Annotated in this window: 15 protein-coding genes and 2 pseudogenes; 12 read left to right on the top strand and 5 right to left on the bottom strand. The window is 43.0% G+C overall.

Going from position 1 to position 14,530, the window contains the following annotated elements; all coding sequences use genetic code 11:
• Positions 1-238: 238 nt before the first annotated feature.
• Positions 239-1,363: a M20 family metallopeptidase gene (locus N6H06_RS18120; RefSeq protein WP_263707641.1), complete on the top strand. Its 1,125-nt coding sequence runs from the start codon at positions 239-241 to the stop codon at positions 1,361-1,363.
• 139 nt (positions 1,364-1,502) lie between these two features.
• Here the strand turns inward: N6H06_RS18120 and N6H06_RS18115 are convergent, their stop codons facing one another.
• Complete coding sequence (locus N6H06_RS18115) at positions 1,503-2,450, bottom strand: ABC transporter substrate-binding protein (protein WP_263707640.1); 948 nt, start codon at positions 2,448-2,450, stop codon at positions 1,503-1,505.
• A gap of 143 nt (positions 2,451-2,593) precedes the next feature.
• On the opposite strand from N6H06_RS18115, the gene N6H06_RS18110 reads away from it, so the two are divergent.
• The 6 genes from N6H06_RS18110 to N6H06_RS18085 all read left to right on the top strand — a co-directional run bounded on the left by N6H06_RS18110 (position 2,594) and on the right by N6H06_RS18085 (position 8,232).
• Positions 2,594-3,109, top strand: a complete 516-nt coding sequence (locus N6H06_RS18110; protein WP_062750228.1) for a GNAT family N-acetyltransferase — start codon at positions 2,594-2,596, stop codon at positions 3,107-3,109.
• Between the two features lie 16 nt (positions 3,110-3,125).
• The gene (locus tag N6H06_RS18105) at positions 3,126-4,238 is read left to right on the top strand and encodes a sensor histidine kinase (RefSeq protein ID WP_263707639.1); all 1,113 of its coding nucleotides are present in this window, start codon (positions 3,126-3,128) and stop codon (positions 4,236-4,238) included.
• Entirely contained in the window at positions 4,216-4,848 is a 633-nt protein-coding gene (locus tag N6H06_RS18100; RefSeq protein WP_263707638.1) for a response regulator transcription factor, read from the top strand. Before N6H06_RS18105 ends, N6H06_RS18100 begins: the two co-directional genes overlap by 23 nt.
• 163 nt (positions 4,849-5,011) lie before the next feature.
• Positions 5,012-5,941 carry an ABC transporter ATP-binding protein gene (locus N6H06_RS18095; protein WP_263707637.1) on the top strand — a complete coding sequence of 310 codons (930 nt, stop codon included), beginning with the start codon at positions 5,012-5,014 and terminating at the stop codon, positions 5,939-5,941.
• Between the two features lie 9 nt (positions 5,942-5,950).
• Positions 5,951-7,177, top strand: coding sequence for an ABC transporter permease (locus N6H06_RS18090; protein WP_263707636.1), 1,227 nt, complete (start codon positions 5,951-5,953; stop codon positions 7,175-7,177).
• Positions 7,174-8,232, top strand: coding sequence for an ABC transporter permease (locus tag N6H06_RS18085; protein WP_213029484.1), 1,059 nt, complete (start codon positions 7,174-7,176; stop codon positions 8,230-8,232). The genes N6H06_RS18090 and N6H06_RS18085 overlap by 4 nt, the downstream gene beginning before the upstream one ends.
• An 856-nt stretch (positions 8,233-9,088) precedes the next feature.
• Here the strand turns inward: N6H06_RS18085 and N6H06_RS18080 are convergent.
• From N6H06_RS18080 to N6H06_RS18065, 4 genes are all read right to left on the bottom strand, one after another.
• On the bottom strand, positions 9,089-9,763 hold the full coding sequence (locus tag N6H06_RS18080; protein WP_263707635.1) for an ABC transporter ATP-binding protein: 675 nt from the start codon (positions 9,761-9,763) through the stop codon (positions 9,089-9,091).
• Positions 9,764-9,767: 4 nt separating this feature from the next.
• The gene (locus tag N6H06_RS18075) at positions 9,768-11,036 is read right to left on the bottom strand and encodes an ABC transporter permease (RefSeq protein ID WP_263707708.1); all 1,269 of its coding nucleotides are present in this window, start codon (positions 11,034-11,036) and stop codon (positions 9,768-9,770) included.
• A gap of 14 nt (positions 11,037-11,050) precedes the next feature.
• Complete coding sequence (locus N6H06_RS18070; RefSeq protein ID WP_263707634.1) at positions 11,051-11,983, bottom strand: hypothetical protein; 933 nt, start codon at positions 11,981-11,983, stop codon at positions 11,051-11,053.
• Positions 11,984-12,057: 74 nt separating this feature from the next.
• On the bottom strand, positions 12,058-12,459 hold the full coding sequence (locus tag N6H06_RS18065; protein ID WP_095238088.1) for a hypothetical protein: 402 nt from the start codon (positions 12,457-12,459) through the stop codon (positions 12,058-12,060).
• 173 nt (positions 12,460-12,632) lie between these two features.
• On the opposite strand from N6H06_RS18065, the pseudogene N6H06_RS18060 reads away from it, so the two are divergent.
• From N6H06_RS18060 to N6H06_RS18040, 5 genes and pseudogenes are all read left to right on the top strand, one after another.
• Positions 12,633-12,809: pseudogene (locus N6H06_RS18060) on the top strand (GNAT family N-acetyltransferase); the annotation flags it as partial.
• A gap of 82 nt (positions 12,810-12,891) precedes the next feature.
• On the top strand, positions 12,892-13,077 hold the full coding sequence (locus N6H06_RS18055; protein WP_263707633.1) for a hypothetical protein: 186 nt from the start codon (positions 12,892-12,894) through the stop codon (positions 13,075-13,077).
• Positions 13,078-13,580: 503 nt separating this feature from the next.
• Positions 13,581-13,964 carry a DUF5082 domain-containing protein gene (locus N6H06_RS18050; RefSeq protein ID WP_062750105.1) on the top strand — a complete coding sequence of 128 codons (384 nt, stop codon included), beginning with the start codon at positions 13,581-13,583 and terminating at the stop codon, positions 13,962-13,964.
• A gap of 18 nt (positions 13,965-13,982) precedes the next feature.
• Positions 13,983-14,246: a YwqI/YxiC family protein gene (locus N6H06_RS18045; protein WP_263707632.1), complete on the top strand. Its 264-nt coding sequence runs from the start codon at positions 13,983-13,985 to the stop codon at positions 14,244-14,246.
• Positions 14,209-14,530: pseudogene (locus N6H06_RS18040) on the top strand (T7SS effector LXG polymorphic toxin); the annotation flags it as partial. The gene N6H06_RS18045 and the pseudogene N6H06_RS18040, both read left to right, overlap by 38 nt.

Below are 14,530 nucleotides of genomic sequence, written 5' to 3'. Positions count from 1 at the left end.
AATGAACGTGCTCATTTTGCTAGAGTAGCAGTTCTATTTTCGCTATAATGAGTCCATATCGTTTTTAAAACGTCTTGCTGCTTGAATGGAAATGTAAAGGCGAAGGGGCCAGCAAACCGATTGATCATGAGATGCTGTTGTCCTTGTCTAAATACGGTTTGTTTTTCGTTTCACGACGGCGTATTGGCTACCAGCCTATCGTCAAATTTGTTAGTAATGTAAGGGAGGAATCCGGCGAGTGGGCACTTATTCCAAAGCAAACATGCTAGATTTGCTTGAAAAACTAGTAAATATCGATAGCGGTTCCTACGACAAAGAGGGAATCGACCGAGTAGGCTCTTTTCTTTATGATCAATACAAAGCATTAGGATTTTCCGCGATTATCCATGAACAAAGCACCTATGGGAACCATATGACGATCACCCATCAAGAAGCACGTGACCCGAACATTTTGCTGCTTTGCCACTTAGATACGGTTTTTCCGAAAGGTACAGCAGCTAAACGTCCTTTTTCAATCAAGGGTAACCGTGCTTATGGGCCTGGGGTAGTCGATATGAAAGCTAGCCATGTCACCTTGCTTTCAGCCGTTTCTGCGCTAGCGGCAAACCATGATGCCGCCTTACAGAACATCGCCATTTTGCTGACGAGCGATGAGGAAATTGGCGCGCCATCGGGAAGAAAGATCATTGAAGCTGAAGCAAAAGGCAAAAAAGCAGTGCTCGTCATGGAGCCAGCACGAAAAGACGGTTCCCTTGTAACAGCAAGGCGAGGCGGCGGCGCTTATGTCATGAAAGTGAACGGAAAAGCTGCCCATGCAGGCATTGAACCAGAAAATGGGAGAAGCGCGATTGAGGAGCTTGCTCATAAAATTGTCGCCCTTCACGGGTTATCTGACCAAAAAGCGGGCACGAATGTCAATGTCGGCCTAATAAAAGGCGGGACATCCGTCAACACAATCGCCGACTATGCGGAAGCAAGTATAGACATCCGTATTTCTAAGCTTGAACAAGCAGCTGTTTTGGAGAAAAAAATACAGAGCATATGCGAGACTCCTACCGTAGAGGGAACAGCCGTTGAGTTACAAGGCGGGATCACAAGACCGCCAATGGAACGGAACGAGCAGACGATCCATCTGTTTAACTTGATTAAAAAGGAAGCCCAAGCACTCGATCTCCAGTTAACGGAAACAGCGACAGGGGGCGGATCAGATGCCTCATTCACATCGGCATTAGGGATTGCTACGATTGACGGGATGGGCCCTGTTGGCGGCAATCCTCATAGCGAAGAGGAGTATGTAGAAATCGATTCCCTTCAGGAGCGATCGTTGCTTTTGGAACGGACACTTGTTCGATTGTCCAAATGAATAGGAGTTTCGGACAGTTCCTGAGGTTTTAGTTCAATTTTTCCTATGAGTGAGAAAATTGCTTTCAAATGCTGATAAGCACCAAAAAAGACTGGATCTCTGTTGGGTAAACAGAGTCCAGTCTTCTTCCATTTCAAGTTTATTCACCGATAATATGTTCATAAACGGAATCAATTGTTTGCATATTGGCTTGGTAGCCGTTATAAAGCCAGCTGCTCTTACCTGAAACTTCAAACACGTTGCCTTGTTCAACTGCTGGAATGCCGGACCAGATCGCTTCTGATTTCAACGATTCGATTGTATCTGGATCGCCGTCTACAAGGAAGAGGTAGTCTGCGTCAAGTTCAGCCAATGCCTCAAGGGAAATCGGATTCCAGTGGGCGCCAGCATCTTCAGGCAGATTAGCGATGGCATTGGCCGGTTCTAGCTCCAAGTCTTCAAAGAGCACGGCGCCACTAGCTACATCTGGCGCAACGACATAATAATCGCCGCCAATAACCCAGACGGCAGCAACTTTGCTGTCGCCTGTTTTTTCATTTAATGCCTCTTTTACTTCAGCAACACGGGCGTCGTAAGTGGCAAGCGCCTCTGCCGCTTTATCTTCTAAACCGAGTACTTCGCCGATTTCTGTTAGCGCCGCCCGCCAATCATCGGCTGTTTTTTGGTCTAATACATAAGTAGGCGCAATTGAATTGTATTGTTCATAATCGCCGCTTTGCAAGCTTGTCTCTCCTGGCGCAAAAATCAAATCCGGTTCAGCATCCATGACTGCTTCAAGGGGAAGCACTGAATCAATTGGATCAATTCCTTCAAGGTATTCTTCTAAATACACTTGAGTGGATTCTCGACTGGCAACGGACCATTGGACGACAGGGGTCACTCCAAGTGTAACAAGAGGGTCCTCTAAGTAAGAGCCGATGATGCGCTCAGGCTGATTAGGAATGGTGACTTCATTGCCTACTCCGTCAGTCACCGTCTTTGGTTCAGAAGCAGAACCAGCATCGGGATTGTTTTCGTTTTCGCTTTGGCAGGCGCCAAGCAATAATGCGGTAGCCATACAGGCTGTAACGAGATTGCGGGATTTCATTTTAATAGACGTCCTCTCTTGTTCGATCTATAAAGTATCATATTGAGAATCGTTATCAATGTCAAGCTTAAATAGAGATCTTTAAGACAGATTAGAAGCAGCTACGTTATAATAACGGTAAGAACAGAGAAGGATGGGGTAGGATGAGTGTTGAAATCATCAAACTAGACAGTGTTGGTCCCTATATTGGTCAGTTGGCTGAATTGATGGTAGAAACTGTAGACGGCGGAGCTTCGATTGGCTTTATCGCCCCTATGGAAAAACAAGAGGCAGAAGCGTATTGGCACTCGCTTCAACTCTCAGAGCATACCCATGTGTGGGTGGCCTTAGCAGATGATAGCGTGATTGGAACGATTCAACTTCACCTTGTCGACAAAGCGAATGGCCGCCACCGTGCCGAGATAGCCAAGCTCATGGTCGCTAACAAAGCGAGGCGGCAAGGAATTGGCCGGACGTTGCTAGCCGTTGCCGAAGAAGCAGCAACGGAACAAAACCGGACATTGCTCATCCTGGATACGGAAGAAGGCGCGCCCTCGAATGTATTGTATAAAACAAGTGGCTACACGTTTGCAGGGACAATTCCCCAATTTGCCGAAAATCCCCATGGTGGCTTGCGGGGGACGAATTTGTACTACAAGCATTTAAAAAATGGCGATTAACTAGGAGGTGTGCGCCATGGCGTACTGGGTGCGCGTTTCCTTTGTTTTTGCTGGAATTGTCATTTGGCCGCTCAGTGACAAGACGCAACTTGTTGAACCGCTGTTTTGGCTCGCAAGTGGATTGATATTAGGAGGTCTTCTTTCAGAACCGCTATGGCGACGCCCCATATGGCTATATCGTTTGCTGACAGCCATAGCGTGCGTATACATATTGCTAGCTGGAATGGACACAGGGTGGCTCGTGCCAATATTGCTGGCTGTTTATCCATTTGCACAAACAAATAGTGGGCAATGGCAGACAGGCGCCTTGCCAAGCGCTTTAGTGGCTGCCTCGATTTTATTTAGCCCAACGGATATAGTGGCTACGTTTGTCTGGTTGCTGACTGCGATTATTTTGTTTTATTTGATGTGGCAATTTGCCTTATGGCAAAGGCAAAACCGCCAGCAACAAGAAAAAATAGATGAACTCCAATACGAGCAGAAACAACTGCGTCGCCGCTTTCTTGAACATGAAGATGCCGCGAAGCAGCGGGAACGAACACGAATTGCCAGAGACGTTCATGACTCCGTCGGCCATCAGCTTACAGCGCTCATGATGCAGCTGCAAGTTGCAGAGATGAAGGTCCAAGATCCTGTGATCGCAGAGGCGAAACAAACCGCCCGGACAGCGCTCGCAGAAATGCGCAATGCAGTTAGAGCACTGGAAAGTGAAGAAGAGCGGGGCGTAGCGATGATTATTCGTCTCATTCGCAAGTTAGAGGCAGAGGGCCATGTTCGCGTCACGTTTACAACAGAAGCTGGAGCTCTGTCTGTGCCGCTCTCAGAGGAACAGAACGTGGCGTTGTACCGATTTGTCCAAGAAGGATTGACGAATGCCATGCGCCATTCCTATGCCAAAGAAATTGATGTCCACTTAGCTGTTGTCGGCAAACGGACCTATGTAGCGACGTTAAAAAATGAAGCAAAGCCAGAAGGGGTTCGTGAAGGATTTGGGCTGACGCAGTTGCGCAATCGATTTGAACAGTTGCATGGCTGGTTTCGGGCAAGCAATGAAGACGGGATGTTTATAGTAGAAGGTGCTTTTCCGATAGGAGGGACGACAGCAATTGAAAACGATTCTTTTAGCTGAAGACCAACAAATTGTCCGCCAAGGCTTGAAAATGATGATCGAGCATCGTCAACGTTATCAAGTGATTGAAGCTGAGAATGGACAAGAGGCTGTTGATTTGGCTGGCCGCCATGTCATTGATCTCGTGCTAATGGATGTTCGTATGCCAGTGATGACGGGCATTGAGGCGACAAAGCGGATGATTGAACGAGATCCAAATGTAAAAATCGTTATGTTAACGACGTTTATTGATGAACGTTATGCGATTGAAGCACTTAAAGCTGGAGCAAAGGGCTATATTTTAAAAGATGCGGATATGGAAAGTTTGTTTGCTACGATTGAAAAGGCACTTTTAGGCGAACTCGTCTTAGATGGCCAAGTGGCGGCAAAGGTAATGCCAAAGCTTCTTCAGCACTCAGCTCCGCAGGAGAAAGAACAGATTCCGCCTTTAGCTGAGCGGGAAAAAGAGATCATTCGCCTAGTGGGACAGGGCCGCAACAATGCGGAAATCGCTGCTAAACTTTATTTAAGTGTAGGGACGGTTAAAAATTACATTAGCCAATTGTTTATCAAACTAGGCGTGCGTGACCGGACGCAGCTAGCCATTTTTGCAGTCAAACATCATATTTAACAAGCCGTGCAAAAAGCCGAAAGGGGCATAAGCACGGCTTGTTGCCCCTTGTCAAAAAAAAGATGACTTAAGTCATGCTAGGAGATAAGCACTTTATGACTGCAGTGAATCGATATGACGAAGCAGCAGGCGTATGATAATGGTGACAAGGGAGGGAAAAGAAATGCTGGAACTAGAAGGAGTTTCAAAGAGCTTTGCCGCAGTAGAAGCGGTAAAAAATGTCCATCTCCATGTGCGGCAAGGGGAAGCAGTTGGCCTCCTTGGTCCAAACGGAGCGGGCAAATCGACGTTAATTGACATGTTGACGACACTAACAAAGCCGACAACAGGGGAGATCCGGTTTGAAGGCAAGCCAGTCGCAAACCAGTTGAAGCCATTTCGTAACCGAATTGGTGTGGTGCCTCAGGAAATCGCCCTGTTTCAAGAATTATCGGCTGAAGAGAATTTATTGTTTTTCGGGAAGCTCTATAAACTTGAAAAAGCTGCTTTAAAAAAGCGGGTAGCCGAATTACTGGATTTGATGGAGTTAACAAGCCGAAAAAAAGAACCTGTGCGGACGTTCTCAGGGGGAATGAAACGGCGTTTGAATTTAGCCGTCGCCCTCATCCACAAGCCTGAGTATTTAATATTAGATGAACCGACAGTAGGCATTGATCCACACTCGCGCCGGTATTTGCTGGATTTCATTAAAGAGCTCCAGGAACATAAAGGGCTGACCGTTTTATATACAAGCCATTACATGGAAGAAGTCGAGTTTTTGTGCAACCGCATTTATATTGTCGACCGTGGCTCTGTGATTGCAGAAGGCACGCAAAGGGAAATCAAGCGGATCATAAGCCCTCAATCGACTTATGAGCTAACAGTTGCCGTAAAAACGGCGGAATTAAAAGAACAGCTAGTCAGCTATGAACATGTGCAGGCATTAAAGGAGACAGACGAAGGCTACCGCATTGTTTCAGCAAAAAACAATTTGTTTCCAGTGCTTTTGCATATGGTTGAAGACAGCGGTACTACTGTAAAAGGCATCCATATCAAGCAGCCGACGCTAGAAGATGTATTTCTGCACTTAACTGGCCGGTCGTTGCGGGATTAGGAGGCATATATGTTTTATATAGGAAAAGACGCAAAACAGCTTTTAATGGACAAAGGCGCGCTTGTCACGATGTTGTTCATGCCTCTCGTGCTTATTCTTATTCTTGGTTTTGCCTTAGGGGACACGTTTACAGGCATGCCAGAAAAAATCGACGTTGGCGTCGTTTCAGATGAGACGCTTGCGGATGCGATCCAGCACTTTTCTAACGAGCTGGATGATTGGCCTGCCCAAGAAAAAACAGCCGTTTTAGGCTTAGCTGAACAACTGTCTGTTCCTGAGTTATTGATTGAAACCGTTGAGAGCACAGAAGACTTGGACAGCATTACGTTTCACTACGAAAATGAGCTCAGTGCAGCAAGGGACAAGGATTATGCTGGCGTTCTATATATTGGCGAAGGCTCCCGGGCGCAAATATGGGAACAGCAATTTCTTGGGGGTGGGGAATCGACTGGCGCGTTCACTTTTTATGCCAATGCAAACGAGCCGCAGCAAGCAGCCATTGTCGAGGCGATTATGAAACAGTTTATCGACCAATTTTATGCACAGACAGCTTTGGCAAACGCCGGTCTTGAATCAAGTATGTTAGAAGGAATCGGAGACGTTATTTACCAAGGCAACCAGCCTATATCCGCATTTGAATATTACATGTTTGCGATGGGCGTCATGTTTGTGTTCTACACAGCCGGATTTATGGCCTCTCATGCGTATATGGAAAAGAAAACATCCGTTTACGCTCGGCTCATTCTCGCCAATGTCTCACAAGCTGGATACTTAGTTGGCAAAGGCGTGACGACTGTTTTGCTTGTGCTCATTCAATTGGCGTTAATTTTTGCCGTCAACTTGGCCCTATTTCGAATCGAAATTGGCAATTGGCCCGCTGTATTGCTCATTTCACTCATGCTTGGCACCGCTGTTGCCAGCGTCGCTTTGCTTATCACAGCGATTCAGTTTCGCTTTCGCTCTGAGAAAATCGCAAACCTATTTATGTTTTTTATCCTTACCATTCTTGCGTTTGTCGGCGGCAGCTTTTTTCCAGTTAGCGACTTGTCGCCTTTATTGGCCCAGCTAAGCCAATGGACGCCAAATGGCCGTGCGCTAACTGCCTTTTTACAAGCAGCTCAAGGGGCGGCTCTTGAAGAGGTACGACCAGCTATTCTCATGCTTTCTGGATTTTCATGTCTATGTTTTGCAATCGCTTGGCTATTTTTCCCGCGGCAAGGAGGTGCGGAATCGTGAAAGCTGTCCTTTACCAATTGATTCGAGATGTCATCCGCAACCCAGTTGAACTGCTAGCGATGCTAGGCCTCACGATCATCTTCGCCCTCGTTGCAGGCGGTACAAGCGGAAGCAACGCACAAGTCGTGCATGTGTTTTCAACGGAATTAAGCAAGCCAGCATTACACGACTTAGCAACGGATTGGGAAGAATACAATTGGAATGTGCAAATCGTTTCCGAAGAAGAGGCGATGCAGCTTCTGAGCAAGCAGCAGGCAGACGGCGTGATTGATGCAGGGGAAACCGACTATACGCTTCATGTCGCCTATGAAGGCTCGGCATTTGTTCCCTTTGCCCAAGCAGAACTCAACCGTTATTATGCAAACAAACGCTTAGCCAAGGCAGGAGTAACGGATATGGCCGACGAAGGGAGCTTTGCTATTAAAACGGAGCCGATGCAAGAAGGAACGAGTTTTGATCGTTCGTTGCAAGCGCTATTCGGTTTTGCACTCTACTTTGCTATTTTTACAATGAGCTTTTCGATCATGAGTTTACTTAGACAAAAAGAAGAGGGGATTTGGAACCGGCTTATTTTAGCGCCAGCTTCAAAAACAGCTTTATATGCCGGCAATCTTTTATTTTCATTTATGCTCGCTTACGTACAAATCTTCCTTTCACTCGTGCTGTTTAACGTTGTGTTCGGTTACGACTATTATGGCGGCTTCTGGAAATTGTCGCTTGTTCTTATCCCATACGTGTTTGCGATTATGGCGATTGGCTTACTGCTTAGCGGCATTGTCCGTTCAAGCCAGCAGCTAAATGCCGTCATTCCCCTTGTCGCAACCGTATTTGCTATGATTGGTGGCGCCTTCTGGCCACTAGAAATTGTCCAATCAGAAACGATGCATGCCCTCTCATATCTAAGCCCAATTAGGCATGCGCTAGATATGATGAAAGGAGCCACATACCAAGGCGCAAGCCTAGCCGAATTTTTATTGCCGACATCCGTGCTGTTGTTTATCGGATTAACCGTAACAGGAATTGGCATTCGGCTTATGGAAAGAAAAGCACTCTAAGCAAAAATACGTTTAAAAACGGCTGAATCCTGTTGCAAAGAGGAAGAGGCCGTTTTTTTATATCTTTGACAGAGCGGTTCTTTAAGTGAAAAGCAACACCAAAAATAGAAAGAAATAACTTAAAACCAAATTCAAATAGCGCCAGTTCCGATCCTTTTCCTTAAAAAACAAGAACACAAAATATAAAAACAAAATCGCCACAAAGAAGGTTGAGGCTAAAGGCGTTGAAAGAGTAAGCGATAACAAGCAAAAGGTTACAATTAACAACCTAAACAAGTAATCTACTATTTTCACTGTTATACAGAACCTCCCGAACGATGTATCGTTAAATCAAAACGAGCGAGTTTTTTAAGTCTAACAAATTTATCTGTAAAAATGAACGGAAGATCGGTCCTTAGATCATACGATACTCAGCTATAATATGTTTGTGCTTAAATGGTTCACTTTAAGAGAGAGAAGTTTAAATGAAGTACTAATTGTAAAGGATCCCAAATAGGAAAAACATTGGTACAAATTGAGCAGGAAAACTTATCAAGCTATATCGTGTCTCGTATGGAAAAGTGGAGGATTCAAATGAGAGAATACGACCTCTGTTTATGGCCTTTCGGCGATATGGCTTTTGAAAGAAAAATGCAAATTGGTAACAGGGGAGGAGTCCGGTTTTAGGGCTACCTCCCGAATGTTAGAGGAAAATCTAACATTCAGAAGGCATTTCCTTATTCTTTACAAACAAACCGATTCGTCAAACTTCCCAGTTTTTCGATGCGGACGGTTACGGTATCAGCGGGTTTGATATACGCTCTGCTCCTTCAGCTTGTCCCTGAATGAAGGGAGTAACTTACGGGAGCTGTGTCTATCATTTTTTATCCAAATGTAATCCAGTTGAAGATAACGTATAGTGATAGTCGCAGCAATGATCGGCTAAGTCATTATGGGAGGCCATTATAATTGTACAGCCTTGCTTCCTTAAATGATCGAAATGGTCGATGATAATCTCCGCCATCTTGTTATTTAATGAATTCGTAGGCTCATCAGCGACAATTACATCGGGCTTTTTTATTAAAGCTCTGATAATGGCTACACGTTGCCTTTCGCCGCCGGATAGTTTCTTCACTTTAGTGGAAAGAATATCCGTAATGCCAAACAATCTTGATAACTGCATCATTTGTTGATTGGCTTCTTTTATGACTGCATTGTCGTCTTCAAACATTAAAGAGATGTTTATGTTTTCTAAAGCGGTTAAATTAGGAATCATAGGGGCGTACTGAGAGATATAACCAATATGTGTATTTCTTATATCTGCTTGTTCTCCTTTCCCGAGAGCACTCATCGTGACTTGTCCAAACGTATAAAGCCCTTTTGTAGGCATCTCCAGTCCGGCAATGATATTAAGCAATGTACTTTTGCCAACGCCACTATCTCCTTTTATGATGGCCATGTCCCCTTTTGAAAGTGTCAAATTAATGTTGTTTAGAACCACACGGCTTGAAAATGTCTTTGTCACATTCTTTAATTGAATATACTTGTCCATAATCTCATCCTTTTAATCGTTGTATCAGATCAATCTTTTTTAACACATAGCGGCTCCATTGATAAACGATGAATGAAAAACATAATAATGTTAGAATACTAATCAATACATAACCGTACCCAGCAAACTGAAAATCAAGAAAATGGTAGAAAATGATATAGGTGATCAGGCAACCAATGCTAGACACAATCAAAAATTGAATAAGAATGAGCTTTTGAATTCTCCTTATCGTTAGGCCAACCATTAAGAAAATAAGAAAGGTATCAAGGTGTCTAGTAACCGATACAAGGATGATAATTAAAAAAGCTATAATGCCAAGAAGGGCTGCTAATATCACAACCGTCACAAAAATACTGGAATGAAATTGGGTAAGAGCCAATAAGCTGTCCAGCTTTACCGTGTTGGCGCCAATTAGTTGAAAATCACTAAAATGGACTTCTTCGGCTATCGATTCGAATAGGACCCTCGTTTCTAAGTCATCTTTATCGGTCAATACTAATCCATTTATTGAAGTAAACAGGGAATAAAGAATAAACAGTTGATCGGTTGTTCCACGACCAAGTAAAGTAGTCGGCTTTTCATTCAGATAGGGAACAGGCAACACAACGTATCTATCTAATATTAATTCAGGACTAGCGTATGAATTTAAAATCGTTTGTTCAGGCTCTAAAAAACCGATAATTTTCGCTTCAAACATTTCCGTATAATACTCAATTGTTAACGTCTCACCTAGTTTATAATCTGTTTTGTATTCACTACCTAAAATAATCGGAACCTGTTTTTGTCCGTCTTCATAAACGTAATCGTCAGCTGTAAAAAATTCTCCCTCGCTAAGTTGTATTTGGTTTAAATCAAAAACGGCTTGATTGACTTGAACTGCTTTTACTCCTGTATATTCTTCGTTTTCTATATTGTAAACAATTGGCTCTTCTCCGTCTTCATAACCACTAGTCAATAACTCTGTTCCTCTGAAATCTTTGACTCCAAAGGGTTGATCATTAACGATGTAAAACAAGAAGTCATCTGCCTCAATAAGTATTTGCGAGAGATGGAATAACGTATCATAATTTGAATCATTGGACAGAAAGTCTGTTTCTTTGTCGTCTACTAAATCGTCAACAAACTGAAACATATTTTTTTCATGAAAAGTCACTAATGAGTCATTTTGATATTTATTAATGTTAAGTCCTACCAGTACAATAAACAACAAAGAGAAAAAAATGATAGACGTGGTTAATATGGAAATGATGCTTCCTTTGTTAGCTTTGAACAATATTCTTATTTCTCTCAACCTTTTTTCCCCCCTCTAAAGGTTGTATACCTATAAACGCTAAGTAAGGTGCTAATTGTCAGTAAGCTCAATAAGCTAAAAATTAAGTAGGCAAAATGAGTGAGCCATTTGTTATCCCAAAGGGAGAACATCTCCATTCTATTTAGCAACATACCAATAAGGAATAGAAAGGCAGATAATAGAGCATATCCCAGTACTCTCTGCTTTAATAGATATGTAGCAATAATTTTAGGTCTAATGCCGGACAAGTAGAGGATAGACATAAGTGCTTTTTGTTTGAATAGGTAAATCAACTCCATTACCATAATGAACCAAGTAAATAGAAGAATGGTGGCGTAAATTATATAGGTAGAGACCGTGTTTAAATTAGACAATGTTGTTTCTTCTATAACGTTTATTCCCGAGTATGAACGTAACATTGTTTCTAGGTTTTTTCGTGTAACAGGGTTCGGGGAATGAATGGAAAACCGGTTTCCTTGTTCCCAGTCTATTCGATTCGTGTTCTTTAAAATCCATAAGGATGAATTAAGTTCCTCGGAATTAGGCGTGTTAAAATAGCCAAACACTTTACTTTTCGGAGGCTTGGGACCATTGTAATTTTTCCCTAATATAATTTGTTCATGAGAATGGGAGATTCCCACATTTTCTACGTTGATTGGCGGTAATTTAATGTTACCTAAAACCCAAACTCTTTTTTGCATGTAAGATGGATGATGTTGCAATATAATTGTATTTTCAAGATCAAAAATAAACTCGATGTTTTCTTCGTTATGTACGTCAAAAGTGATAGCCTTTTCATCAATATAGCCATTATTGATAAGGTCGAGATAAGTGAACAGAGAAATGACGTAAAGGCCAGTTAGACAAATGACCATATACAGAGAGAACAGAAGAAGCGGCAGTTTGCTAGAATGTTTAGCAGTAAGCATAGAGAAACCCCATTCAAATAAAAAAGTATAAACGCTAGTTATAACTAGCGTTTAATTTTTAAAAACCGATAGTTTTATCTTCCGTAGTATGTCTTACCTGTTGGTGCAAGAGCATCATCTAACACTTCCCCAGTAGAACTGGCTTTGCTTATATTGCCGACATTAAACTTTCGCCCAGAATCATGATAAATTTTACCGGTAAATCTCATTTCAAAGCGAGCCCTTGTGTAGTGTCTGCCAGTCCATACTGTTTCGCCATGTACCCTTTTATAGGTAGCAGTACCCCTATTAGAATACGTATGCCATCCTCTATGGCTTGCTGTAGAATTAATGGAAAAATCCGTTCCTGCATCCGCTTTCTCCCAGTATCCTTCCTCCTCACTCCATCCACCTATAGCCCCGGTTTCAGCTTGAACAGCAGAAGCTGAAAACAAAGCAGTTACTAGAATCGTAGAACAGAAAAAGAATTTTTTCATGATCAACCCTCCTCATAAAATGTTTATGGCAACGGTTTTCAACCATTTTGCCCAGTATTATTCAAACACTATCAAAATACATATTAAACAATATTTACATATATATTACCATATAGTCTGACTGTATCAATATAAAGTAAATATTTTTTATTCCGAAAAATAGATTGCCTCTACTTATCCGGAAAGCAGAGGAGCAAGCCCTTTCACATAGTTTTACTAGAAGTTCCCTGACTGTCAAAAAGGAGAACGAATGTGCCTTTAAACTATATAAGCGATTCGGCTATCAAATTACGGGCGAAATCAACAAGCCGGCTATTTCATTATACCGAATGGCTAAATTGCTCGTGTAATAACAGGGAAACTCGGTTTTTAGGCCCTAGAAATCGAGCAAAGGATCAAGTGAAAAGCGGTTATGATGTTCGAAGGAAGAGAATGGATATTGGCATTGGAGAATTTGTAATCTTTGCCGAACCTGAAATGTTGGGTTTGGTTTTAGAAAGCAATGAAGCCCATGGACATGTTTTGAAAGGGAATCGCTATGGCCCCAACTTCGTCAATTTATGCAGTTCTTACTGGATTGGGTTCTTTTACGGCTTTGGGAAGCCCTCTTTTCTGTGAATTTGGTGTGGTAACTCAATTCTACTAGAAAAAGGCTTCCTTTTTTCTGTCTTTTATTCATCATTTACACAAGATATTTTCTGTTCTCGTTTAAGACTAGAGGAGCTGAAAGAGTGAGCGATAACAAGCAAAAGGTTACAATTAACAACCTAAACAAGTAATCTACTATTTTCACTGTTATACAGAACCTCCCGAACGATGTATCGTTAAAAAAGAGCAAGTTTTTTAAGTCTAACAAATTTATTTGTAAAAATGAACGGAAGCTTTATTCTAAAACAATGAGATTATTCTTAGTTCAGAGAGATTATAGAAATGCGGTCCTAGTTTGTACGAGTTTTTGCTTTAATCCAATCGGAACGTCCCCCATTTAATTATGGATGGATAAAAACACTTTTTCTATAAATTTGAATAGACGATTTCGAACAGTTGTTTTAAAATAAAATGGAATGAATAGCCATTTTTTTAAGACGGAAGGATGAAACCACCAGGAGGGAGGATGGCCTATGGCCGATCAGACAGAAATAGCCAAGCTTCACTATGAAATCAGTCAGATGCGGGCGCAACTTTTCCAGACAGAAGCGCAATTGGAGCGGTTGCGGGCGGCCAAACAAGCGCTCGCTTCCGAACAAGCTTCTCTTCATCATCATAAAAAATGGGGAAGCGAACCAGAGCTAGACTATGATGCATGGCGCGGCCAAGCCGAATCGACGCACGATGATATTCGCCGCCATATGCAACTGGCTTACACGAACGTACAAGACGAAACAGAACAACTGATGCGCGCGATTGAAATGGAAACGAGCCGTCTCCAAACCACGATTGCCTCTTGCCAAATCGTGATCGACACAAAACAACAATCGCTCCAAACGTTAAAAGCGGCGAGATAGGAAAGGAGGAGAGAACCGATGCCGGAAATCAAAATCGACGAAAGCTCCGTGCTCAGCGCTTTAAGCGAAACGGGGGAACAGGCCAGCTATTCCGTGTCGGACCACGAGCCTGCGCTCCATACGTCTTCGATGGCCTTTCTCCATTCATTGCTGGAAGTAGAATGCGGGTATGCCGACCAATTCAATCGCTACTTAGACGTCATGAAAAACGTACAAGCAGAAACGAAAGAACTCGTTCAAACGTATGGAGTCGTGGACAAGATGCTGGCAAGCCGCGGATAATAGAGAAAGGAACAGACGGATGAACACACTTGACGTACAAGAAGTACTCGATGCACTTGACGAAATCGTGGAACAAAAGCTTCACGATCAAGCCCAGCTCGAACGCTTGCAGGCCAGCATCCAGAAGATCATCCACCTCGATTCCCTGCAAGGCGAAGGGGCGAAGCAATCAAAGACCATTTTGCGACGCTCCATCTCCCTGTATTGGCGGCGTTCCAGCTTTTCATCGGCCAATACATCGAACAATTGAAGCAAATCCGTTCGAATTTGCTCAACTTTGAAAG

It is taken from the genome of Shouchella tritolerans (genome assembly GCF_025770735.1).
GTDB classification, from domain to species: domain Bacteria; phylum Bacillota; class Bacilli; order Bacillales; family Bacillaceae_D; genus Shouchella; species Shouchella tritolerans.
This window is presented reverse-complemented; position numbering and strand designations above follow the sequence as displayed.

What these genes read in the sequence shown, in the direction of transcription:
- N6H06_RS18115 (WP_263707640.1), bottom strand. Translation starts at nt 2,450, where the DNA reads ATGAAATCCCGCAATCTCGTTACAGCCTGTATGGCTACCGCATTATTG.
- N6H06_RS18110 (WP_062750228.1), top strand. Translation starts at nt 2,594, where the DNA reads ATGAGTGTTGAAATCATCAAACTAGACAGTGTTGGTCCCTATATTGGT.
- N6H06_RS18105 (WP_263707639.1), top strand. Translation starts at nt 3,126, where the DNA reads ATGGCGTACTGGGTGCGCGTTTCCTTTGTTTTTGCTGGAATTGTCATT.
- N6H06_RS18095 (WP_263707637.1), top strand. Translation starts at nt 5,012, where the DNA reads ATGCTGGAACTAGAAGGAGTTTCAAAGAGCTTTGCCGCAGTAGAAGCG.
- N6H06_RS18090 (WP_263707636.1), top strand. Translation starts at nt 5,951, where the DNA reads ATGTTTTATATAGGAAAAGACGCAAAACAGCTTTTAATGGACAAAGGC.
- N6H06_RS18080 (WP_263707635.1), bottom strand. Translation starts at nt 9,763, where the DNA reads ATGGACAAGTATATTCAATTAAAGAATGTGACAAAGACATTTTCAAGC.
- N6H06_RS18070 (WP_263707634.1), bottom strand. Translation starts at nt 11,983, where the DNA reads ATGCTTACTGCTAAACATTCTAGCAAACTGCCGCTTCTTCTGTTCTCT.
- N6H06_RS18065 (WP_095238088.1), bottom strand. Translation starts at nt 12,459, where the DNA reads ATGAAAAAATTCTTTTTCTGTTCTACGATTCTAGTAACTGCTTTGTTT.
- N6H06_RS18055 (WP_263707633.1), top strand. Translation starts at nt 12,892, where the DNA reads ATGGATATTGGCATTGGAGAATTTGTAATCTTTGCCGAACCTGAAATG.
- N6H06_RS18050 (WP_062750105.1), top strand. Translation starts at nt 13,581, where the DNA reads ATGGCCGATCAGACAGAAATAGCCAAGCTTCACTATGAAATCAGTCAG.
- N6H06_RS18045 (WP_263707632.1), top strand. Translation starts at nt 13,983, where the DNA reads ATGCCGGAAATCAAAATCGACGAAAGCTCCGTGCTCAGCGCTTTAAGC.